The 20,277-nt window shown below is 64.1% G+C and carries 24 protein-coding genes, 1 tRNA gene and 1 riboswitch; of the genes, 21 read left to right on the top strand and 4 right to left on the bottom strand.

Annotation, left to right across the window (positions count from 1 at the left end; translation table 11 throughout):
• The first annotated feature begins 367 nt into the window (after positions 1–367).
• From rpiB to P24_RS05015, 12 genes are all read left to right on the top strand, one after another.
• On the top strand, positions 368–805 hold the full coding sequence (gene rpiB, locus P24_RS05070; RefSeq protein ID WP_008943623.1) for a ribose 5-phosphate isomerase B: 438 nt from the start codon (positions 368–370) through the stop codon (positions 803–805).
• Positions 806–882: 77 nt separating this feature from the next.
• The gene (glyA, locus tag P24_RS05065) at positions 883–2,199 is read left to right on the top strand and encodes a serine hydroxymethyltransferase (RefSeq protein WP_008943622.1); all 1,317 of its coding nucleotides are present in this window, start codon (positions 883–885) and stop codon (positions 2,197–2,199) included.
• A gap of 53 nt (positions 2,200–2,252) precedes the next feature.
• The gene (nrdR, locus tag P24_RS05060; protein ID WP_008943621.1) at positions 2,253–2,723 is read left to right on the top strand and encodes a transcriptional regulator NrdR; all 471 of its coding nucleotides are present in this window, start codon (positions 2,253–2,255) and stop codon (positions 2,721–2,723) included.
• A 14-nt stretch (positions 2,724–2,737) separates the two neighbouring features.
• Positions 2,738–3,832, top strand: a complete 1,095-nt coding sequence (ribD, locus tag P24_RS05055; protein ID WP_040706660.1) for a bifunctional diaminohydroxyphosphoribosylaminopyrimidine deaminase/5-amino-6-(5-phosphoribosylamino)uracil reductase RibD — start codon at positions 2,738–2,740, stop codon at positions 3,830–3,832.
• A 42-nt stretch (positions 3,833–3,874) separates the two neighbouring features.
• Positions 3,875–4,023: riboswitch (FMN riboswitch) on the top strand.
• A gap of 150 nt (positions 4,024–4,173) precedes the next feature.
• Entirely contained in the window at positions 4,174–4,788 is a 615-nt protein-coding gene (locus tag P24_RS05050; protein ID WP_008943619.1) for a riboflavin synthase, read from the top strand.
• A gap of 6 nt (positions 4,789–4,794) precedes the next feature.
• Positions 4,795–5,943, top strand: coding sequence for a 3,4-dihydroxy-2-butanone-4-phosphate synthase (ribB, locus tag P24_RS05045; protein ID WP_008943618.1), 1,149 nt, complete (start codon positions 4,795–4,797; stop codon positions 5,941–5,943).
• 4 nt (positions 5,944–5,947) lie between these two features.
• Positions 5,948–6,376 carry a 6,7-dimethyl-8-ribityllumazine synthase gene (locus P24_RS05040; RefSeq protein WP_008943617.1) on the top strand — a complete coding sequence of 143 codons (429 nt, stop codon included), beginning with the start codon at positions 5,948–5,950 and terminating at the stop codon, positions 6,374–6,376.
• Positions 6,377–6,378: 2 nt separating this feature from the next.
• A complete protein-coding gene (gene nusB, locus P24_RS05035) occupies positions 6,379–6,879 on the top strand; it encodes a transcription antitermination factor NusB (protein WP_008943616.1) in 501 nt (166 codons plus the stop codon).
• Positions 6,876–7,880, top strand: coding sequence for a thiamine-phosphate kinase (gene thiL / locus P24_RS05030; RefSeq protein WP_008943615.1), 1,005 nt, complete (start codon positions 6,876–6,878; stop codon positions 7,878–7,880). Before nusB ends, thiL begins: the two co-directional genes overlap by 4 nt.
• Before the next feature lie 39 nt (positions 7,881–7,919).
• Positions 7,920–8,378, top strand: a complete 459-nt coding sequence (locus P24_RS05025; protein ID WP_008943614.1) for a flagellar basal body-associated FliL family protein — start codon at positions 7,920–7,922, stop codon at positions 8,376–8,378.
• A gap of 91 nt (positions 8,379–8,469) precedes the next feature.
• Positions 8,470–9,690: an MFS transporter gene (locus tag P24_RS05020; protein ID WP_008943613.1), complete on the top strand. Its 1,221-nt coding sequence runs from the start codon at positions 8,470–8,472 to the stop codon at positions 9,688–9,690.
• 159 nt (positions 9,691–9,849) lie between these two features.
• Positions 9,850–11,928, top strand: a complete 2,079-nt coding sequence (locus tag P24_RS05015; protein WP_008943612.1) for a sodium-translocating pyrophosphatase — start codon at positions 9,850–9,852, stop codon at positions 11,926–11,928.
• Between the two features lie 75 nt (positions 11,929–12,003).
• On the opposite strand, the gene P24_RS05010 is transcribed toward P24_RS05015, so the two are convergent.
• Positions 12,004–12,522 carry an outer membrane protein assembly factor BamE gene (locus P24_RS05010; protein WP_008943611.1) on the bottom strand — a complete coding sequence of 173 codons (519 nt, stop codon included), beginning with the start codon at positions 12,520–12,522 and terminating at the stop codon, positions 12,004–12,006.
• Positions 12,523–12,710: 188 nt separating this feature from the next.
• Between P24_RS05010 and P24_RS05005 the strand changes: the two genes are divergently transcribed.
• The 8 genes from P24_RS05005 (at position 12,711) to P24_RS04970 (ending at position 17,346) form a co-directional block, all read left to right on the top strand.
• The gene (locus P24_RS05005) at positions 12,711–13,286 is read left to right on the top strand and encodes a ubiquinol-cytochrome C chaperone family protein (RefSeq protein ID WP_008943610.1); all 576 of its coding nucleotides are present in this window, start codon (positions 12,711–12,713) and stop codon (positions 13,284–13,286) included.
• Positions 13,283–13,858, top strand: a complete 576-nt coding sequence (locus tag P24_RS05000) for a YceD family protein (protein ID WP_008943609.1) — start codon at positions 13,283–13,285, stop codon at positions 13,856–13,858. Before P24_RS05005 ends, P24_RS05000 begins: the two co-directional genes overlap by 4 nt.
• Before the next feature lie 122 nt (positions 13,859–13,980).
• Positions 13,981–14,157 (top strand): 50S ribosomal protein L32, encoded by a 177-nt coding sequence (gene rpmF / locus P24_RS04995; RefSeq protein WP_008943608.1) that lies wholly within the window; start codon positions 13,981–13,983, stop codon positions 14,155–14,157.
• A 26-nt stretch (positions 14,158–14,183) separates the two neighbouring features.
• Positions 14,184–15,230, top strand: a complete 1,047-nt coding sequence (plsX, locus tag P24_RS04990; protein ID WP_040706607.1) for a phosphate acyltransferase PlsX — start codon at positions 14,184–14,186, stop codon at positions 15,228–15,230.
• On the top strand, positions 15,230–16,204 hold the full coding sequence (locus P24_RS04985) for a beta-ketoacyl-ACP synthase III (protein ID WP_008943606.1): 975 nt from the start codon (positions 15,230–15,232) through the stop codon (positions 16,202–16,204). Before plsX ends, P24_RS04985 begins: the two co-directional genes overlap by 1 nt.
• Before the next feature lie 112 nt (positions 16,205–16,316).
• Positions 16,317–16,628, top strand: a complete 312-nt coding sequence (locus P24_RS04980; RefSeq protein ID WP_008943605.1) for an integration host factor subunit alpha — start codon at positions 16,317–16,319, stop codon at positions 16,626–16,628.
• A gap of 37 nt (positions 16,629–16,665) precedes the next feature.
• Complete coding sequence (locus tag P24_RS04975; protein ID WP_008943604.1) at positions 16,666–17,193, top strand: MerR family transcriptional regulator; 528 nt, start codon at positions 16,666–16,668, stop codon at positions 17,191–17,193.
• A 76-nt stretch (positions 17,194–17,269) separates the two neighbouring features.
• Positions 17,270–17,346 (top strand) — tRNA-Pro (locus P24_RS04970).
• A 12-nt stretch (positions 17,347–17,358) separates the two neighbouring features.
• On the opposite strand, the gene P24_RS04965 is transcribed toward P24_RS04970, so the two are convergent.
• Positions 17,359–17,778 carry a hypothetical protein gene (locus tag P24_RS04965; protein ID WP_156816181.1) on the bottom strand — a complete coding sequence of 140 codons (420 nt, stop codon included), beginning with the start codon at positions 17,776–17,778 and terminating at the stop codon, positions 17,359–17,361.
• 119 nt (positions 17,779–17,897) lie between these two features.
• Between P24_RS04965 and P24_RS04960 the strand changes: the two genes are divergently transcribed.
• Positions 17,898–18,632: an aldolase gene (locus P24_RS04960; RefSeq protein WP_008943602.1), complete on the top strand. Its 735-nt coding sequence runs from the start codon at positions 17,898–17,900 to the stop codon at positions 18,630–18,632.
• 6 nt (positions 18,633–18,638) lie between these two features.
• Here the strand turns inward: P24_RS04960 and P24_RS04955 are convergent, their stop codons facing one another.
• Together P24_RS04955 and P24_RS04950 are read right to left on the bottom strand one after the other, a co-directional pair.
• Positions 18,639–19,703, bottom strand: a complete 1,065-nt coding sequence (locus P24_RS04955) for a response regulator (RefSeq protein WP_008943601.1) — start codon at positions 19,701–19,703, stop codon at positions 18,639–18,641.
• A gap of 43 nt (positions 19,704–19,746) precedes the next feature.
• On the bottom strand, positions 19,747–20,250 hold the full coding sequence (locus tag P24_RS04950; RefSeq protein ID WP_008943600.1) for a hypothetical protein: 504 nt from the start codon (positions 20,248–20,250) through the stop codon (positions 19,747–19,749).
• Between the last annotated feature and the right edge of the window lie 27 nt (positions 20,251–20,277).

Here is a 20,277-nt window from a genome sequence, read left to right as displayed (position 1 = left end):
TTTATACGTTCCATATAGTCTATGTCAATTGCGATGCGCAATAATCAAATTGAAATTTTCTCAAAGCGAGCATGCAGTGCTTTAAGAATAAAAATCACAGTCAGGAATCTGGTTAATAAACGTTAACAATTACTCTGCAGGCAATATTCTTCACCTAGTCATTTGTAGGCGTTGCCTCCTGTGGCAAGGGGGCCGCGTGATTTTTTCGCGATAATGCCTCCCGCGCCTGCGCATGGCCCATTCCTGAATAGTCCTTGTGGTGGACTGGCAGGGGTGCCGGACATATGGTAGTGTCCATCGCATATAGGCGCGGCAATCCTTTGGTTTGGGTATGCCGCGAATTCGACACGGACCTGTAAAGACATTCATGACCGAGACCATCGCGATTGCATCCGACCATGCCGGCTTCGCGCTGAAAGGCGTTCTGAAGCTTGAGCTGGAGTCCCTGGGATATGCGCCGCTCGACCTGGGGACTGACGATACCGCCTCGGTCGATTATCCTGACTATGCTGAAAAGCTGGCGCAGGCGATCAAGGCGGGGAAGGCTTCACGTGGCATCCTGGTCTGCGGTACCGGTATCGGCATCAGCATTGCGGCCAATCGCCACCGGGAAATCCGGGCGGCGCTGTGCCAGGATGTGACCACCGCCCGGCTGTCGCGCGAGCATAATGACGCGAATGTTCTGGTCCTTGGCGGGCGCATCGTGGGCGAGGAAGTGGCCAAGGGTTGCCTGAAGGCATTCCTTGAAACACCCTTTGCCGGCGGCCGCCATGAAGGGCGGGTTGCCAAGCTCGCGAAACCATAGGTTACAAGGCTGGACAAGCCGCCCTGCCGGCGGCTATGCCCTCACTCCCGATCCTTTGATTCAAGGTTGCCGCCTCGATGACTTCTTCCAAGCCTATTGCTTCCCGCCCGCTGAGTCATGACCGGTTTTTCGAGGCCTCGCTAGGCGAGGCCGATGCCGAGCTGAAGGCCGCCATCCAGGATGAGCTTCATCGCCAGCAGGAACAGATCGAGCTGATCGCCTCTGAAAACATCGTCTCCCGCGCGGTGCTGGAAGCACAGGGCTCGGTGCTGACGAACAAATATGCCGAAGGCTATCCGGGCAAGCGCTATTACGGCGGCTGCGAGTTCGTCGATGTCGCCGAGACCCTGGCGATCGAGCGGGCGAAGAAGCTGTTCAACTGCAAATTCGTCAATGTGCAGCCGCATTCCGGTGCGCAGGCCAACCAGGCAGTTATGCTGGCGCTGGCGAAGCCCGGCGACACCATCATGGGCCTGTCGCTTGCGGCCGGTGGCCATCTGACGCATGGGGCGGCACCCAACCTGTCCGGCAAGTGGTTCAACGCCGTGCAGTATGGCGTGCGCCGCCAGGATGGCTTGATCGACTATGATGTGGTCGAGGAGATGGCCAAGGAGCACAGGCCGAAGATCATCATCACCGGCGGCTCGGCCTATCCGCGCACCATCGATTTCAAGCGCTTCCGGGAAATCGCCGATTCGGTCGGCGCGATCTTCTGGGTGGATATGGCGCATTTCGCCGGACTGGTGGCAGGCGGCGTTTACGCCGATCCGCTGCCGCATGCCCATGTGGTGACCACCACCACGCACAAGACGCTGCGCGGCCCGCGCGGCGGCATGATCCTCTCGAACGACGAGGACCTGGGCAAGAAGATCAATTCCGCGGTTTTCCCCGGCCTGCAGGGCGGTCCGCTGATGCATGTCATCGCCGCCAAGGCGGTGGCCTTCGGTGAGGCGCTGAAGCCGGAATTCAAGGATTACGCCCGCGCTGTGGTGGAGAACGCCAAGGTGCTGTCCGCCACGCTGGTTGAGCGCGGCCTCGACATCGTCTCGGGCGGCACCGACAGCCATGTGGTGCTGGTCGATCTGCGCCCGAAGAAGCTGACCGGCAACATCGCCGAACAGGCGTTGGAGCGTGCTGGCATCACCTGCAACAAGAATGGTGTGCCGTTCGATCCGGAAAAGCCGATGGTGACCTCGGGCGTGCGCCTGGGCTCGCCGGCGGCGACCACGCGCGGTTTCGGCACGGCGGAGTTCCGCCAGGTCGGCGAGATGATCGGCGATGTGCTGGACGGGCTCGCCGCTAACGGGGAAGACAATACGGCGGTCGAGAACGCAGTACGTGGGCGCGTGAAGGAGCTGTGCGCGCGGTTCCCGATCTATTCGAATTTGGGGTAGGCGAGGCGAGCCGGGTCCGGAACCTGGCCGTTAAACAGGGGGAGTAGGGGGCAATGCGCTGTCCGTTCTGCGGGAATGACGACACGCAAGTGAAGGATTCTCGGCCCACCGAGGATAATTCCGCGATCCGGCGCCGGCGCTTCTGCCCGGAATGCGGGTCGCGCTTCACGACATTCGAGCGGGTGCAGCTGCGTGATCTGGTGGTGGTGAAGCGCAACGGAAAGCGCGCGCCCTTCGATCGCGACAAGCTGGCTCGGTCGCTGCAGATCGCGCTGCGCAAGCGGCCGGTGGAGAATGAGCGGCTGGAGCGTGTGGTGAACTCCATCGTGCGGCGGCTGGAAAGCTCCGGCGAGACCGAAATCCCGGCGGCGCAGATCGGCCTGCTGGTGATGGAGTCGCTGCGCAACCTCGATCCCGTGGCCTATGTCCGCTATGCCTCTGTGTATAAAAACTTCCGTGAAGCCAAGGACTTCGAGGAGTTTGTTGGCAAGATCGATCAGGATATGGAGCCGGTCGAGGATTGACCGATCTGGTCCATATGCGTGCCGCCCTGTCCCTTGCCGAGCGCGGTCTGGGACAGGTGGCACCGAATCCGGCGGTAGGCTGCGTCCTTGTCTCCTCTGATGGCCAAATCGTCGGGCGTGGCTGGACCCAGCCAGGCGGCCGGCCGCATGCCGAGACCGAGGCTCTGCGCCGTGCCGGGCCGCTGGCAAAAGGGGCCACGGCCTATGTCACGCTGGAGCCCTGTTCCCATCACGGCAAGACCCCGCCCTGCGCCGATGCGCTGGTCGCGGCAGGCATCGCCCGCGCGGTTGTGGCGCTTGAGGATTCCGATCCCAGGGTTTCCGGGCGCGGCATTGCCCGCCTGCGCGACGCCGGTATTGCCGTGGATGTCGGCCTGTGCGCGGATGAGGCCCGCCGGCTGAATGAGGGGTTCTTCCTGAAGGTGGAGCAGGGGCGGCCGCTGGTGACGGTGAAGCTCGCCAGCTCGCTTGACGGCAATATCGCGACCCACAGCGGCGACAGCAAATGGATTACCGGGCCGGAGGCCCGCCGTCACGCCCATCTGCTGCGCGCCACCCATGATGCCATTCTGGTCGGCAGCAACACAGCGCTGTCCGATGATCCCGAACTCACCTGCCGCCTGCCGGGGCTCGCCGGCCGGTCGCCGGTCCGCATCGTGGCGGATGGCAGGCTGCGGCTGCCCCTGACCAGCCGGCTGGTGGCGACGGCATCCCAGGTGCCGACCTGGCTGTGCACGCGGGAGGGGAACGATCCGTCGCGGCTTGATGCCTACCGCGATCTCGGGCTGGAGGTGATCGAGCTGCCGGGCGACGGAGACAATCCGCTGGACGTTACGGCGCTGGCGCAGGCCTTGGGTGCGCGCGGGATCACAAGGCTGCTGGTCGAAGGCGGTGGCGCGGTCATCGCCGCCCTGCTGCAGCGTGACCTGATCGACCGGCTGGTCTGGTTCCGGGCCGGCCTTGCCATCGGCGGCGACGGTGTGCCGGCCATTGGCGGGCTGGGGCTGCAACGGGTGGCGGACGCCCCGGATTTTGTCCGGACCGATGCGGTTCCGGTCGGTGCGGACATGATGGAGTGCTACGCGCGCAACCCCATCCCGCGCGCTTAAACGTTGCCAGCGCGGCAACTGCGCCATATATCAGCGGTACTATGACGTTCTCAGGGCGGGGTGAAACTCCCCACCGGCGGTAAGCAGGCTGGTCCTGCAAAGCCCGCGAGCGCCCGACCGCAAGGCCGGGGTCAGCAGATCCGGTGAGATGCCGGAGCCGACGGTTAAAGTCCGGATGGAAGAGAACGGGCATCGCCTGAACGGCCTCGCGCTTTCGCGAGGGCCGCCGATTCCCGCTTTCGCCCCGAGTGCGCGCTGACCTGTAGTGCAAAGGAAGCCGCCATGGATCAGGGGCCGATCCCGAACCCTGCCGCCGCCCATCGACCGGATGGGACTGCCTGATGTTCACCGGCATCGTCACCGATATCGGCCGTGTCGCCGATCTGCGCGTGGAGGGCGATACGGTCCTGACCATCGAGACCGCCTATGCGCCGGATAGCATCGATCTCGGCGCCTCCATCGCCTGTTCGGGCGTCTGCCTGACGGTCACGGAGAAGGGACAGGGCGAGGGCGGCAACTGGTTCCGCGTCGCCGCCTCGGCGGAAACCCTGTCGAAGACAACGCTGGCCGGCTGGCAGGTTGGCACGCGCATCAATCTGGAGCGCGCGCTGCGGCTGGGTGACGAGCTGGGCGGCCATCTGATGCTGGGGCATGTCGATGGCATCGCACGGCTGGTCTCTGTCACGCCGGAAGGCGACAGCCACCGGCTGGTCGTGCAGGCGCCGGCGGATCTCGCGCGCTATGTGGCGCCCAAGGGCTCGGTCTGCCTCGACGGCATCTCGCTCACCGTGAATGCGGTCGAGGACAGGCCGGATGGCACGGCGCATTTCGGCATCAACATCGTGGGCCATACCTGGACCCACACCACCCTGGCCGACCGCCGCCCCGGCGATGGGCTGAACATGGAAATCGACGTGCTCGCGCGCTATGTCGCGCGGCTTACGGCAAGGGATTGAGCGATCATGGACACCAAGGATCTGCGCCGCACCACCTATCACGAGGCGCTCGCCTCCATTGAGGAGATCATTCAGGACGCCCGCAACGGCAAGATGTTCATCCTGATCGATGACGAGGATCGGGAGAATGAGGGCGATCTGGTGATCCCGGCCTCGATGGCGACGCCCGAGGCGGTGAATTTCATGGCGAAGTTCGGCCGTGGCCTGATCTGCCTTGCCATGACGCGGGAGCGTATCGACGAGTTGGGGCTGCCGCTGATGCCGCGCAAGCACACTTCCCGGCACGAAACCGCCTTCACCGTCTCCATTGAGGCGAAGGACGGGGTGACGACCGGCATTTCCGCAGCCGACCGGGCGCGGACCATCGCGGTCGCCATCGATCCGGCCTGCGGCCGCGACGAGATCGTCACGCCGGGCCATGTCTTCCCGCTGGTGGCACGCGAGGGCGGCGTGCTGGTGCGCGCCGGCCATACCGAGGCCGCCGTCGATATCGCCCGCATGGCCGGTCTGCTGCCGGCCGGCGTGATCTGCGAGATCATGAACGATGACGGCACCATGGCGCGGCTGCCCGACCTGATTCAGTTCGCGCAGTTTCACGGGCTGAAGGTCGGCACCATCGCCGATCTGATTGCGCACCGCCGGCGTACCGAGAGCATCGTGCGGCGCAGCCTGGAAAGCCAGATCGAGACGCTGCATGGCGGCGCGTTCCGCATGGTGCTGTATGTGAACAAGGCGACCTATGCCGAGCATATCGCGCTGGTGAAGGGCGATATCTCGACGCCGGAGCCGGTGCTGGTGCGCATGCACGCATTGAACGTGCTGGACGATGTGCTGGGCGACCGGGGCAGCGGCAAGGGTGGCCAGCTGCAGGCCGCGATGGCGCAGATCGCCGAGGCCGGGCGCGGCGTCGTCGTACTGATCCGCGAACCCAGCGCTACCGCCCTGTCCGATACGGTGCGCGCGCGTCTGGAGCATGAAAGTGCCGGCGGCGAGCTGCGCGACTATGGTGTCGGCGCGCAGATCCTGCTCGACCTCGGTATCCGGGACATGATCCTGTTGTCGAACAGCCAGAAGAACATCGTCGGTCTGGACGGTTATGGCCTCAGCATCGTAGAACGCCGGCCGATATCCAACGCAACGGAAAAGGGCGCCTGAGCCAATGACACATGTGCTGATCGTGGAGGCACGGTTCTACGAGGACTTGGCCGATGAGCTTGTGAAGGGGGCAATGGCGGCGCTGGACGCGGCCGGCGTCACCTATGACCGTATCGCCGTGCCGGGCGCCTTCGAGATTCCGGCCGCCATCGCCTACGCCGCGCAGGGCGATAAATATGCCGGCTATGTCGCGCTCGGCTGCGTGATTCGCGGCGAGACCACGCATTATGATTATGTTTGCGGGGAAAGCGCGCGCGGGTTGCAGAATCTGGCGATCCAGCAGCGCCTGGCGATCGGCTATGGCATTCTGACCTGCGAGAATGGCGACCAGGCCTGGGCGCGGGCCAGCGTGACGAAGAAGAACAAGGGTAAGGACGCCGCGGAGGCGTGCCTGGCGATGATCGGCCTGAAACAGCGCTTTGGGGTGTCGTGAGGATGACGGAGGGTAAGGGCAAGCCCAGGGCGGGAGCGACCGCCAAGTCGCGCGGTCGGTCGGTCGCGCGCCTGCAGGCGGTGCAGATCCTCTACCGCATCGAGATGACGGATGAGCCGCCGCAGACCGCCCTGCCGGACTTTCTTGCCAGCGCCTCGGCCGGCGAGGTGGAGGGCGAGGCGCTCAGCCAGGCCGATGTCTCGCTGCTGAAGGAAATCGTCCATGGCGTGTTTCACCGGGCGGAAAAGGATATCGACCCCATCCTGACTGCCGTGCTGCCGGCGGATTGGCCGCTGGACCGGCTGGAAGCGGTGATGCGCGCGATCCTGCGTGCCGCCGGCTTCGAGATGCTGGCAAAGGGCGATGTGCCGGCCCGTGTTGTCATCAACGAATATGTCGATCTGACGCATGCCTTCTTCGAGGGCAAGGAGCCGGGCTTCGTGAACGGCGTGCTGGACAAGATCGCGCGGACCTTGCGGCCGGAGGAGTTCCAGACCTCGTGAGTGGCACTCCCTCTCTCAACGAGTTTGACCGTATCGCCCGTTATTTCGCGCCGCTGGCCCGGTCCGCGAAGGGGGCGTTCGGCCTGACCGATGATGCCGCGGTGTTCGACTGCGTGGCGGGGGAGGAAATTGTCGTCACCACGGATGCGATGGTGTCCGGGGTGCATTTCCTGCCGGACGATCCGCCCGATCTGGTGGCGCGCAAGACCCTCAGAGTCAATCTCTCCGACATTGCGGCGATGGGGGCGGTGCCGTTCGGCTATACCCTGGTCACGGCGCTGCCGCGCGCGCTGGGCGGCCCGGCGGGCGAGGCCTGGCTGGAACGCTTCGCCGATGGGCTCAGGAGCGATCAGGAAGCCTTCGGTGTCACCCTGCTGGGCGGTGACAGCGTTTCCACGCCGGGGCCGCTGATGGTCTCGATAACCGTGCTGGGGCGCATTCCGAAGGGGCAGGCGGTGACGCGCGGCGGCGCGCGGGCCGGCGACCTGATCTTCCTCTCCGGTACGCTGGGCGATGGCGCGCTGGGGCTGCGTGTGCTGCAGGGCGGGCTTGCGGGCCTGTCTCGCGAGCATCAGGAGTTCCTGGCCGACCGCTATCGCCTGCCGCGTCCTCGTGTCGGGCTTGGTCCCCGTCTGACCGGCCTCGCCAGCGCCATGCTGGATGTCTCCGACGGGCTGGTGGGCGACCTGAAGCATATTGCCGAGGTGTCCTCCGTGGCCGCTGAAATCCGCATTGACCGACTGCCCCTGTCGGCGGCGGCCTGGGCCGCCATCGAGCAGGACAAGTCGGTCGTCGAGGCCGTGCTGACCGGCGGGGACGATTACGAGCTGCTGTTCACGGCGCCGCCGTCGCGGCGCGAAGACGTCATCGCCGCCGCGGCTGAGGCCGGGGTACCGGTCGCGGAAATCGGCCGCATCCAGGCCGGCAAGCCGGGAGTGACGGTCCTCGACCTCGCGGGCGAGCCGATGACCCTGACCGCCGCCGGCTATGTTCACTTCTGATTTTTTTGCTTTTTTCGCGCAAGCAGCGATGATGCGCGCATGAAGATCGTCATCATCCTGGTTGTCCTGCTGGCCCTGATCGGCGGCGGCGGTTTCGCCGCCTGGACCTTCTTTCCGGATGTGGTGAAGCCGATGGTCGGCATATATCCGGAAGGGCAGGAGCCGCCGCCACCGCCGCCGGAGACCGGGCTGGTGAACATCGATCCGCTGATCATGCCGATCTTCGAGGATGGCACCGTCCGCCGCTTCCTGGTGCTGGAACTGTCCTTCGAGGTGTTCCAGCCGAATGGCGCCCTGATCGTGAACAGCCAGTTGCCGCGCATCCAGAATGCCTTCCTGACCTATATCCTGTCGCTGCAGGCCAAGGGGCTGAACGACAAGCTGACCGATCTGCGCTTCCTGAAGGAGCGGCTGCTGCGGGTGACGACCGATGTGGTCGGGCCGGGTGTCGTGAACGACATCTTGCTGAAGAACGTGTTCGAGCGTCCCGTTTCCTGACAGCCAGACCCGGTGAACCGGCATAGCCAGCCCGGCGGATGGCGTGCTATGGCACTGGCAAGAATAAGGAATCGCTCAACCGGATCAATCCATGACCAGTGTTTCATCCTCGTCCTCGGCCGCCATGGGCGATCCGACACGCAAGAATGTCGTGATCCTGGCGCTGTGTCAGGCGCTGTCGATGACGGGCAGTTCGCTGGTGATGACCGTGTCCGCCATCGTCGGCACGATGATCGCCGCCGACAAGACGATGGCCACGCTGCCGCTGGCCTTCCAGATGACGGCGATGATGCTGACGACGATCCCGGCCTCCATGGCCATGAAGCGGTTTGGCCGGCGTGCCGGCTTCCTGTTCGGCATTCTGGTTGGCATTTGCGGTGCGCTGCTGGCGACCTTCGCGATCTTCGAACGTAATTTCGCGCTGCTGTGTACGGCATCCTGCGTCATGGGCATCCAGATGGGGTTTGCCCAGTTCTACCGCTTTGCCGCGGCCGATACCGCGAAGCCCGATTTCAAGAGCAAGGCGATCTCCCTCGTGCTGGCGGGCGGCGTGATCGCGGCGGTGCTGGGCCCGAACCTGGCGAAATGGGCGCGCGACCTGTTCGACCCGGTCATGTTCGCCGGCAGCTACGCCGCCATCGCCGTGCTGTGGTTGATCCCGCTGGTTCTGCTGTTCTTCATCGATATTCCCCGTCCCAGCGTCGAGGAGCGCAAGCAGAGCGGCCGGCCGCTGGTCGTCATCATGCGCCAGCCGGTGTTCCTGGTGGCCATCGTCAGCGCCATCGTTGCCTATGCCATGATGAATATGGTGATGACCTCGACGCCGCTCGCCATGCTGGCCTGCGGGCTGGAGTTCGAGGATGCCGCCTTCGTCATCCAGTGGCACGTTCTGGGCATGTACGCGCCGGCCTTCTTTACCGGCTCGCTGATCGCGCGCTTCGGCGTGCTGAACATCATGCTGGCGGGCGCGGTACTGATGCTGGGCTGCGTGGCGGTCAATCTGAGCGGCCAGGACATTACCCGCTTCTGGCTGGCGCTGGTGCTGCTGGGCGTGGGCTGGAACTTCCTGTTCGTCGGGGCGACGACCCTGCTGACCGAAACCTATGTGCCGGCGGAGAAGGCCAAGGTGCAGGCGGCGAACGACTTTCTCGTATTCGGCTCCGTGTCGATCTCGGCATTCTCGTCGGGCATGCTGCAGAATGCCTTCGGATGGGATGTCGTGAACACGATGGCGATGCCTTTCCTTGTGGTCGCCTTGTGCATGGTCGCGTGGTTGCGTTTCCTGCGCCCTGAACATACCGCCAATTCATAACCTATTGCTTGTTAACCCCTTCCTTTATTTGCCTGTTCTGTTAGGCTTCGCCGCGTAAGCGGGAGGATGCGCGGGGCGTTCCAGCCTCCGCAGCCAGAATAAAGGATAAGGCGGTACGGCCCTCTTCTGGCCGGCCGACGCAACAAGGGGCTCACATTCATGTCGGGTTTATACTTATTCGTCGTTGCCTGCGGCGCGGTTGCGCTGCTCTATGGGCTTTACGCATCGCGCGGCGTGCTGGCGGCCAGCGCCGGTTCCGCGCGGATGCAGGAAATTGCGGGGGCGATCCAGGAAGGCGCCAACGCCTATCTGAACCGCCAGTACAAGGCGATTGCCGTGGTTGGCGTCGTAGTGGCCGTCATCCTGGTTCTGACGCTGGGCGTCCTTAGTGCCGTCGGCTTCGTGATCGGTGCCGTGCTGTCCGGCGTTGCCGGCTATATCGGCATGAACGTCTCGGTGCGCGCCAATGTCCGCACCGCGGAGGCCGCTCGTCACGGCATGACCCCGGCGCTGGACATCGCCTTCAAGTCGGGCGCGATCACCGGCATGCTGGTGGTTGGTCTCGGCCTGCTGGGCGTTGCTGTCTATTATCTTATCCTGCTGCAGATGGGCACGCCGATCCGCGGCATCCTGGAGGCACTGGTGGCGCTGAGCTTCGGTGCGTCGCTGATTTCCATCTTCGCCCGTCTGGGCGGCGGCATCTTCACCAAGGGTGCTGATGTCGGCGCTGACCTGGTCGGCAAGATCGAGGCCGGCATCCCCGAGGACGACCCCCGCAACCCGGCGGTGATCGCGGATAATGTCGGCGACAATGTCGGCGACTGCGCCGGCATGGCGGCTGACCTGTTCGAGACCTATGCCGTTACCGTCGTGGCCACCATGTTGCTGGCCGCGATCTTCTTTTCTCCGGCGCTACAGCCGACGCTCATGGCCTATCCGCTGGTGATCGGCGCCGTCTGTATCCTGGGGTCGGTTGTCGGCACCTTCTTCGTGAAGCTGGGCGCCAGCAAGAAGATCATGGCCGCCCTGTACAAGGGGCTGATCGTCAGCGCGATCATCTCCGCTGGGCTGATTGTCGCCGCCACCGGCTACATGCTGGGCTTCTCCAACCCGATGGAGGCGGGAAACCGCACCGTGACCGGCGGAAATCTGCTGGTCTGCGCGATCACCGGCCTGGTGGTCACCGGCCTGATCGTCTGGATCACGGAATATTACACCGGCACCGAATACCGGCCGGTGCGCAGCGTCGCCAAGGCCTCCGAGACCGGCCACGCCACCAACATCATCCAGGGGCTCGCCGTTTCGATGGAGGCCTGTGCCCTGCCGGTGCTGGTGATCTGCGGCGGTATCCTGGTCTCCTACATCTCGGCCGGCCTGTTCGGCATTTCCATCGCCGCGACGACGATGCTGGCCCTGGCCGGTATGGTGGTGGCGCTGGATGCCTATGGCCCAGTGACCGACAATGCCGGCGGTATCGCGGAAATGGCCGAACTGCCGCCGGAAGTCCGCGAGGTTACGGATGCGCTGGATGCGGTCGGCAACACCACCAAGGCGGTGACCAAGGGCTATGCCATCGGCTCCGCCGGTCTGGCGGCCGTGGTGCTGTTCGCGGCCTATACCGAGGATCTGCGCCACTACTTCCCCAACCTCGATGTTCAGTTCCGGCTGCAGGACCCCTATGTGGTGATTGGCCTGTTCTTCGGCGGCCTGCTGCCCTACATGTTCGGCGCGATGGGCATGATGGCGGTCGGCCGCGCGGCGGGCGCCGTGGTGGTCGAGGTGCGCCGCCAGTTCCGTGAGATTACCGGCATCATGGAAGGCACCGCCAAGCCGGAATATGGCAATGCGGTCGATATGCTGACCAAGGCGGCGATCAAGGAGATGATCGTGCCGTCGCTGCTGCCGGTGCTGGCGCCGGTCTTCCTCTATGTGGTGATTGCCATGATCGGCGGGCAGGCAGCGGCCTTCACGGCGGTTGGCGCGATGCTGCTGGGCACCATCGTGACCGGCCTGTTCGTCGCCATCTCGATGACCTCGGGCGGCGGCGCGTGGGACAATGCCAAGAAGTATATCGAGGATGGCCATCACGGCGGCAAGGGCTCGGATGCCCATAAGGCCGCGGTGACCGGCGATACGGTCGGCGATCCCTACAAGGATACGGCCGGCCCGGCGGTGAACCCGATGATCAAGATCATCAACATCGTCGCCATCCTGCTGCTGGCCGCGCTGGCACACTGATAGCGCCAGCCTCTAAAGCGAAACGCCCCCGGATTTCCGGGGGCGTTTTTCGTTGTGTACCAGCTACTGCCGGGATCAGCGCCGGCCGATACCGCCGCTTGGCAGCGCACCGCGATTATCGGTAGCGTTGAACCGGCCGAGATTGCCGAACATCTGCTGCAGGAAGGTCATTTCGGCGCCCGCCGTGGGCGTGGTGCGCTGGACGAGCTGCACCTCATTGCCATTTTCTTTGTCCAGCCGGTCGATGCCGCTGACGACACCGTTATTGTCGAAACGAATGATGACGACCTGCTGCTCCAGAACCTCCGGCGCGAAGAAGGCCAGCGTCTCGGTGCGCTTGCCGATGTAATACCAACTCTCATTGTCGAACAGTGCCGTAGCCGAGGGCGAGCCGAGGGACTGCAGCACCTGCTCACGGCTGCTCTGGCCGATCTTCACGGTCTCCATGCGGTCGCTGTCGACCATATGGCCGCGGGTATCGACGATTGGCGCACAGCCGGCCATGGTGGCGGCCGTCAGGCCACCGGCGAGGGCGAGGCCCAGGCAACGCTTGCCGGAAGCACGAAAAATCGGAAGGGAGCTGAGCTTGAACATCACGCCTGATCTGTTTGTCGATACCGCAGGCCCGAAGACAGCCCCCAAGGGCACTCTTGGCAAATTTGCCACGGCAGCTTGACCTGCAGGCCGGGTCACGCGATTTATAGGGCAGAAACTCGCACCGTCCTTCGCGGCTGTCAATCTTGCCGCTGGGAAATGGCCTGGCCGACACGAAACGAGTGTTCATGCCCTTCAGCAAGCTTTTCAGCAGGACCGCACGCCGGCGGTACAGCGCCGACAGCCTCTATCTGGCGCTGGTTGCTCTGGCGCGGGAACCACGCTTCTACACCGAGCTCGGCGTGCCGGACACGGTCGATGGCCGCTTCGAGATGCTGTCACTGTTCGTCTATCTGGCACTGCGCCGCCTGCGCCGCGAGGGCGAGGCAAGCGCGCGGTTCTCGCAAGAACTGTTCGACACCATGTTCGCCGATATGGACCAGAGCCTGCGCGAACTGGGGGCCGGCGACCTTGGCGTCGCACCGCGCATCAAGCGCATGGCCGAGGGGTTCTATGGCCGGATCGCCGCCTATGACAAGGCGCTGGAGGAGGGGGCTGGCGCGCTCGTCACCGCCCTGTCCCGCAACCTGTACGGCACGGTAAAGCCCGATGAGGCGGTGCTGGCACGCATGGCGGACATTGTGCGCCAGCTGGATGGCCTCTTCGCCGGATTGCCGGCGGAGGCGCTGTACGCGGGCGAACCTCACGTGCCGCTGACGCCTGTGCTTGACGGGCAACCGGCGGCGGAAGGAGCAAAGATATGAGTGCCGAACAGGCAAAGCCGGAATTTTCCCGGCCGGTTGCAGTCTCCAGGATCGGCAGCAACGGCCTGTCCATGGAAATCAAGGCGGAACCGCACGAGCGCGAGGCCCTGGCCCAGCGCCTCGACCTGATGTCGCTGGACCGGCTGGAGGCAACGCTTGCCTTCCGCGAGAAGGCGGATGGCGTCGTGCTGGAAGGCCATCTGACCGCCAAGCTGGCGCAACGCTGCGTGGTCAGCCTGCAGCCGGTGCCGGTCCGGATCGAGGAGGATTTCACGCAATATTTCTCCGAAAACGCGCCGAGCGATGCCGAGCTGATGCAGCGCGCGATGGAGGAGGGGCTGGATTTCTTCGCCGAAGCTGAGGATGAGGAGATTCCGGACCCCATCGTGAACGGTCGGATCGATGCCGGAGAGGCAGTTGTGCAGCAGCTGGCCATGCTTCTCGACCCGTATCCGCGCCTGCCGGACGCGGAATTGCCTGCGCGGCGGCGTGGCGTTACCCTGAATGGTGAGGATGAACCGCTGGCCAAAGCCAACCCCTTCGCGGAATTGGCGGGTAAAATTCAAAAATAACCCGTCATCTGCGCGAACGGCTTGCTGCGCGGCAGGTTTTTAGCTAAACAAGCGCGCTCCGCAGACTCGCGCGATAAGGCAAGTCTGCCATCCATCTTTGAATTGCTCAGAAAGTCGGACCCATGGCTGTTCCGAAGAAGAAAAAATCCAGTTCGAGCCGCAACATGCGCCGCTCGCATGATTCGATCACGGCGAAGCTCTCCAACGAGTGCCCGAACTGCGGCGAGCCGAAGCTGCCGCATCACGTCTGTTCGTCGTGCGGGTACTATAAGGGCCGTGAGGTTTCCGAGGCGGCCTAAGGCTTGCCGAACGGGAGGCTGATCCTTTGAGCGCTCGTGTCACGCTTTCCCTGGATGCCATGGGTGGCGACAAAGCGCCGGAAATGGTGATCCGGGGAGCGGAGATCGCGCTTGAGCGCCTTCCCGATCTCCGGTTTCTCATTTTTGGCCGGGAAGATGAGATTGCTCCTCTCATCCCGAAGAACAGCGCGCTTAGCAAGGCGGCGGAAATCCGCCATGCGCCCGATGTGGTCAGCGCCGATGTGAAGCCGTCTGTGGCCTTGCGCAACAGCCGCGATACCAGTATGCGCCAGGCCATTGAGGCGGTGCGCGACGGCAGCGCCGCCGGCATGGTCTCGGCTGGCAATACCGGCGCGCTGATGGCGCTGTCGAAGGTCGTGCTGCGCACGGTGCCCGGCATCGACCGTCCGGCGATCGCATCCTTTTTCCCGACGCGGCGCGGCGAAAGCGTGATGCTGGACCTTGGCGCCAACATCGATTGCGACGCTGCCAACCTGGTGCAGTTCGCCATCATGGGCGACGTTTTCGCGCGGGCCGTGCTGGGCATGCCGAAGCCGACCATCGGCCTGCTGAATGTCGGTGCCGAGGATCAGAAGGGCCATGAGCATATCCGCTCGGCGGCGGCAATCCTGCGGGCGACGACGCTTCCGCTCGATTTCCGTGGCTTCATCGAAGGCGACGATATCGGCGCCGGTACGGTCGATGTCATCGTCACCGACGGTTTCACCGGCAATGTCGCGTTGAAGACGGCGGAAGGCATGGCGAAGCTGGTCACCACCTTCCTGCGCGAAAGCTTCAAATCCTCGCTCATGGCCCGCATCGGCTATGTGATGAGCCGGACGGCCCTGAAGCGGCTGTCGCAACGCGTCGATCCACGGCGCTATAACGGCGCGATGTTCCTTGGGCTGAACGGGATCGTCGTGAAGAGCCATGGCGGCACGGACGAATTCGGCTTCGCCAACGCCATCGGCGTGGCCGCCGATCTGTGTCGCCAGGGGTTCATCGATCGCATCCGGGACGAGATCGGTAATCTGACCCGGGAACTGAACGAGAAAAAGGCGGCAGCGATATAATGATCTACCGGTCTCGTCTGGTCGGCTGGGGCGGCTTCCTGCCCGCGCGCGTCGTTACCAATGCCGAACTGGCCCAGCGCGTGGATACCACCGACGAGTGGATCGTGCAGCGCACCGGCATCCGCCAGCGCCATATTGCGGAAGAAGGCCAGCTGACCTCGGACCTGGCGCTTGGCGCCGCCCGCAAGGCGATGGCGGTGGCCGGCAAGACGGCGGACGAAATCGACCTTGTCATCGTCGCGACGACGACCCCGGACGAAACCTTTCCGGCCACGGCGACCAAGGTGCAGGCAGCGCTCGGTATGACGCGCGGTGCCGCCTTCGACGTGCAGGCGGTCTGCGCCGGTTTCATCTATGCGCTGGCGGTTGCCGACAATTTCATCAAGGCCGGGCAGGCGCGCAACGTGCTGGTCATCGGGGCGGAGACCTTTTCCCGCATTCTCGACTGGGAAGACCGCTCGACCTGCGTGCTGTTCGGCGATGGCGCCGGTGCTGTGCTGCTGACCGCGGAGCAGACGGAAGGCAAGTCCGGCGACCGGGGGCTGCTATCCACCCACCTGCATTCCGACGGGCGCGAGCATGACGCCCTCTATGTCGATGGCGGTCCGTCCTCGACCCGCACGGTCGGGCATGTGCGCATGGTCGGCCAGCATGTCTACAAGCATGCGGTGACCAAGCTGGGCGCGGTCATCGAGGAAGCGCTGGAAGCCAACGGGCTGAACGCGTCCGATATTGACTGGCTGGTGCCGCACCAGGCCAACAAGCGGATTATCGACAGTATGCGCCAGCGCTTTGGCCTGGACGAGGACAAAGTGGTGCTGTGCATCGACCGCCACGCCAACACATCGGCGGCCTCCGTGCCTCTGGCGCTGGCCGAGGCGATGGAGGATGGCCGGATCAAGCAAGGCGATCTCGTCGTGCTGGAGGCGATTGGCGGTGGCCTCGCCTGGGGAGCCGGCCTCCTGCGGGTTTGAGTTCTCCGCCGCCGCTCATGTTAAATCTCACTTAAAAAACCCGGCTCATCCCTTTGTAATTGACGGGTTTATCCGGTCAGGGTACCGTGTCCTTTCTTGGGGGAGGCATGGCATGACCGAAAAGACCGTTACCCGTGCGCAATTGAGCGAAGCGGTATATCAGGAAGTTGGCCTGTCGCGGAACGAGTCCGCCGATCTGGTGGAGACCGTTCTGAACGAGGTGGCGGATGCCCTCGAACGCGGTGAGATGGTGAAGATTTCCTCCTTCGGCAGCTTCTCTGTCCGGCAGAAGGGACGCCGGATCGGGCGGAATCCGAAGACAGGGGAGGAAGTGCCGATCCTGCCGCGCCGTGTCCTGGTCTTCCGCCCGTCGCATGTGCTGAAGAACCGGATCAACGCCCAGCTTACCGGCAAACGGGGCTGAGGGGCTTCTTGGCTGACAGAGTGTCGGACCGGGGGAAATGAGTGTGGAAACCGTGAGCAGCCCGTCCTCCGCGCGGCGACGCGGCAGCGGCAAGTCGGCCGCGGCTTTCAGGACGATCAGTGAGGTCGCCTCGGAGCTTGACGTTCCGCCGCATGTCCTGCGGTTCTGGGAAACCAAATTCTCGCAGATCAGGCCCATGAAGCGGGGCGGCGGGCGCCGCTATTACCGCCCCGAGGATGTCGATCTTCTGCGCCGCATCCGCGAGCTTCTCTACAAGGACGGCTATACGATCAAGGGCGTGCAGCGGCTGTTGCGCGACGGCATTCACCGTGAGGATGGTGACGACGAGTCCGGCGAGGATGAGGATGAGTCGCTGGAAGCCGATGGTTTTTCCGCGGACTCTGAAGAGTCTGGCGACGAGGATGAGGCGGAAGAAGCCGATCTTTTCTCCGACTCCGGTACGAAGAAGACGGTCCTTGCGCCAGCGGCCCGGGCGGAGCTTGAGGCCGCCATGCGGGAATTGACGGAGCTGTCCGGCCTGCTGCGGCAGGCGGCCCGGAAATAGCGGCGAAAATCGCGCTTCTTGCCCGTTGAAACCGTTGCGCGGCAGGACGATGGCGGCTATGGTCCGCGTCCTCGGTCGGAGCGTAGCGCAGCCTGGTAGCGCACTTGTCTGGGGGACAAGGGGTCGTCGGTTCAAATCCGGCCGCTCCGACCAGTCTTCCCCCAATTATCCCGAAATCTGCTGGCGCAACCGTTCGAACACAGCCTCGATGCTGTCGTTCATTGCGGCCATGTGCGCGGCTGTCGCCGGGTCCAGATCGCGCAGCATGGCCAGCGTGCGCTCGTCCAGCCTTGGGTGCAGCGTGGCGTAGGCGAGGGAGGTGCCGCTGCCGGCCTCGATCTCATGCAGCGCGATATCGAATTTCACGCCGTCGCGCACCAGCTCCGCCAGGATCAGGATGAACTGCGTCTTGTCGCAGAAATAGCTGGGGCAATCGAGGCTGGCCGGCAGCGCGTCATTCGCGGCCAGGCCGGCGGAATCGGCTACCACCAGCGCATTCGGGTCGAGATTGACCAGCGCTGCTGCCTGCCGCAGGTTGCGGTAGCTTGCCGTCAGGCGCCAGGCGATGGTGCTGCTGTGTGTCATGAATGCCGTCATCCGTGTATCGTGCCCAAGACGTAGCGTTGCCTGCCCCCACTGCGCAACGCTAGACTGCCCCTGTCGGGACAGACGCTCCCGCCCGCCATACATTCCGGAAGGCCTCCATGCCGATCATCGACCAGAAAGAACAGGCCAGGATCGACCTCGCCGCCGCTTTCCGCTGGGCCGCGCGGATGAATTTCCACGAAGGCGTGTGCAATCATTTCAGCCTGGCGATTCCCGGCGAGACGGACCGGTTCCTGATCAACCCGCATGGCCTGCATTTCTCCGAGATCCGGGCCAGCGACCTGTGCACCCTGGATGCGGAGGGGAAGGCGCATGGCGGCTACCACCCGCCGGAGCCGACCGCCTTCTACATCCATTCGGCGATCCACCGCACCAATCCGCAGGCGACCTGCGTGCTGCACACCCACATGCCCTATGCCACGGCGCTGTGCCTGGTTCAGGAAGGTCGGCTGGAGATGGTCAGCCAGAATGCGCTGCGCTATCTCGACCAGATCGCCTATGACGACAAGTATAACGGGCTGGTGCTGGATTTCGATGAAGGCTTCCGCATCGCCGAGGTGCTGGGCGACAAGCGCGTGCTGTTCCTGGCCAATCACGGCGTGATCGTGGTCGGTCCCACCGTGGCAGATGCCTTCGATGATCTCTATTACCTGGAGCGAGCCTGCCAGCATCAGGTACTGGCGATGTCCACCGGGCGGCCGCTGAAGCCGATCGATCCGCAGGTTGCCGCCATGACCTGCGAGCAGATCGAGGGCGAACGGCTTAATGCCCAGCTGCATTTCCAGGCACTGAAGCGGATTCTGGAACGGGAAGCGCCTGACTACGCGGATTGAGGGGGCTTACCCGCCCTTGTACTTCTTCACCGCGATCTGCAGCATCCTGACCAGTTCCTTGCCGATGGCGCCGCCATCGCCCTTCACCTTGTCGCCGATTACCGCGCGCAACCCGTCGATATGCGCCTTGATCAGCTCCAGCAGTTCCGGGCTGACGCCCGTGGTGTCCTTGTCGAGCGCCGTGTACTCATAAAGCGAGCGCCCGAAGGTGGTGATCAGCGGATAGCCGAAGGTCGATCCCTGGCCACGCAACTCGTGTGCGATCAGGTTCATCTCCCGCAGCGGCTTCCAGGCCATGCCCGGGTCCTTCAGGGCGATTTCGTGTTGCGCCTGAAGCTGCCTGGCGTAGTCGCGCACCCAGTCGGCATAATCACTTTCCATCTTCTGGATCTGCTGTTCCGCGGCGCGCAGCAGCGATGGATCAATGCCGCCTTCCAGCGAGCCGCCCAGCGCCAGCACCTTGTCCTTCACCCGGTTGGGCAGCCGGAAGATCCAGCATTTCGTATTGCCAGGCACGGAACGCAGAGACCGCGCGGAATACAGCACGGCAACCTCGTTCTTCTTGGCGATGCGCTTGTCCGGCCCCTCATATTCCTGGCTGGTCCGCCGCCGGTCTGGCCCGAAATAATCCTGTGTCAGGACAAACTGGCGGGGATTTTCGATGGCGGCCTGCAGATGCGCGGCGACGGCGGCGATGGAGAAGGGCTTGGCCAGGAACTCGCTGACGCCGAGGTCGCGCACTTCCTGCACGCGCTTGCGGTCCACTGCGCCACTGATCATCACGAAGGGCATGAACCGGTCCGGCGAATCGTCGGAGCGTCGCACCCAGCGCAGCAGCATGGCACCGTCGGTCGGGGACATGACTAGATCGCTGAGGATGAGATCGACCGGTGCCTGTCCCGGCAACCCGCTGCGCGACCGCGACACCAGGAAATCGATGGCCTCCTGGCCGTTCCGGGCGGTGTGGATCTGGCCGACATCCAGGGAGCGCAGGATGCTGAACAGCAGCTTCCGGATGATGTCGCTGTCTTCCACCAGCAGGATCGACAGGCGGTCGAGACGATAGCTCATCGCGGGGAGGGGGCTCCGTGTTGCGGGAGGGCTGGCGCGGTGATCAGGCCGGCCAGTCCGTTTTCGCGACACGCATGCCGCAGCGCTGGAAATAGGTCTCGAAATTGGTGTTCGGTCCGACCAGCCCGTGCACCAGCTTGGCGATGGCGTGCTGCTTCTCGGGTATCTGGAACGGCGATTCGATCTGCTCGGCTGAGGGCTGCGGCAGCAGGCACTTCCACCCATCCACGGCGATCAGCGTGTCGCGGAACACCATGGCGCCGCCGAACAGGAAGTCCAGCAGCACGCTCTGCGCCCGCTTGTTCGGGAAGTTGGTCGCCCAGTCATCGTTGAAGTTGGCGTTCTGTACCAGGCCGAACGCCATCGAGAAGCGGATGTCGCGGCGGAAGATGATGAGCGCGGTGTGTTCCTGCAGCTCGAAGTCGAGCGTGCGGTTGTCCGCACCCCTGGTCGGCACGAGCCGGTACATGAAGGTCGGCACCTTGCTGACTGTCCAGTCGTTGGGCGCGCTTTGCGCGACAACTGTCAGGTAATCGTTGAGCTTCATTGATGGTGTCCTGTTCCGGCAGCCGTT

Source organism: Oceanibaculum indicum P24, from assembly GCF_000299935.1.
GTDB lineage: Bacteria > Pseudomonadota > Alphaproteobacteria > Oceanibaculales > Oceanibaculaceae > Oceanibaculum > Oceanibaculum indicum.
This window is presented reverse-complemented; position numbering and strand designations above follow the sequence as displayed.

What these genes read in the sequence shown, in the direction of transcription:
- rpiB (WP_008943623.1), top strand. Translation starts at nt 368, where the DNA reads ATGACCGAGACCATCGCGATTGCATCCGACCATGCCGGCTTCGCGCTG.
- glyA (WP_008943622.1), top strand. Translation starts at nt 883, where the DNA reads ATGACTTCTTCCAAGCCTATTGCTTCCCGCCCGCTGAGTCATGACCGG.
- nrdR (WP_008943621.1), top strand. Translation starts at nt 2,253, where the DNA reads ATGCGCTGTCCGTTCTGCGGGAATGACGACACGCAAGTGAAGGATTCT.
- ribD (WP_040706660.1), top strand. Translation starts at nt 2,738, where the DNA reads ATGCGTGCCGCCCTGTCCCTTGCCGAGCGCGGTCTGGGACAGGTGGCA.
- P24_RS05050 (WP_008943619.1), top strand. Translation starts at nt 4,174, where the DNA reads ATGTTCACCGGCATCGTCACCGATATCGGCCGTGTCGCCGATCTGCGC.
- ribB (WP_008943618.1), top strand. Translation starts at nt 4,795, where the DNA reads ATGGACACCAAGGATCTGCGCCGCACCACCTATCACGAGGCGCTCGCC.
- P24_RS05040 (WP_008943617.1), top strand. Translation starts at nt 5,948, where the DNA reads ATGACACATGTGCTGATCGTGGAGGCACGGTTCTACGAGGACTTGGCC.
- nusB (WP_008943616.1), top strand. Translation starts at nt 6,379, where the DNA reads ATGACGGAGGGTAAGGGCAAGCCCAGGGCGGGAGCGACCGCCAAGTCG.
- P24_RS05025 (WP_008943614.1), top strand. Translation starts at nt 7,920, where the DNA reads ATGAAGATCGTCATCATCCTGGTTGTCCTGCTGGCCCTGATCGGCGGC.
- P24_RS05020 (WP_008943613.1), top strand. Translation starts at nt 8,470, where the DNA reads ATGACCAGTGTTTCATCCTCGTCCTCGGCCGCCATGGGCGATCCGACA.
- P24_RS05015 (WP_008943612.1), top strand. Translation starts at nt 9,850, where the DNA reads ATGTCGGGTTTATACTTATTCGTCGTTGCCTGCGGCGCGGTTGCGCTG.
- P24_RS05010 (WP_008943611.1), bottom strand. Translation starts at nt 12,522, where the DNA reads ATGTTCAAGCTCAGCTCCCTTCCGATTTTTCGTGCTTCCGGCAAGCGT.
- P24_RS05005 (WP_008943610.1), top strand. Translation starts at nt 12,711, where the DNA reads ATGCCCTTCAGCAAGCTTTTCAGCAGGACCGCACGCCGGCGGTACAGC.
- P24_RS05000 (WP_008943609.1), top strand. Translation starts at nt 13,283, where the DNA reads ATGAGTGCCGAACAGGCAAAGCCGGAATTTTCCCGGCCGGTTGCAGTC.
- rpmF (WP_008943608.1), top strand. Translation starts at nt 13,981, where the DNA reads ATGGCTGTTCCGAAGAAGAAAAAATCCAGTTCGAGCCGCAACATGCGC.
- P24_RS04985 (WP_008943606.1), top strand. Translation starts at nt 15,230, where the DNA reads ATGATCTACCGGTCTCGTCTGGTCGGCTGGGGCGGCTTCCTGCCCGCG.
- P24_RS04980 (WP_008943605.1), top strand. Translation starts at nt 16,317, where the DNA reads ATGACCGAAAAGACCGTTACCCGTGCGCAATTGAGCGAAGCGGTATAT.
- P24_RS04975 (WP_008943604.1), top strand. Translation starts at nt 16,666, where the DNA reads ATGAGTGTGGAAACCGTGAGCAGCCCGTCCTCCGCGCGGCGACGCGGC.
- P24_RS04965 (WP_156816181.1), bottom strand. Translation starts at nt 17,778, where the DNA reads ATGACACACAGCAGCACCATCGCCTGGCGCCTGACGGCAAGCTACCGC.
- P24_RS04960 (WP_008943602.1), top strand. Translation starts at nt 17,898, where the DNA reads ATGCCGATCATCGACCAGAAAGAACAGGCCAGGATCGACCTCGCCGCC.
- P24_RS04955 (WP_008943601.1), bottom strand. Translation starts at nt 19,703, where the DNA reads ATGAGCTATCGTCTCGACCGCCTGTCGATCCTGCTGGTGGAAGACAGC.
- P24_RS04950 (WP_008943600.1), bottom strand. Translation starts at nt 20,250, where the DNA reads ATGAAGCTCAACGATTACCTGACAGTTGTCGCGCAAAGCGCGCCCAAC.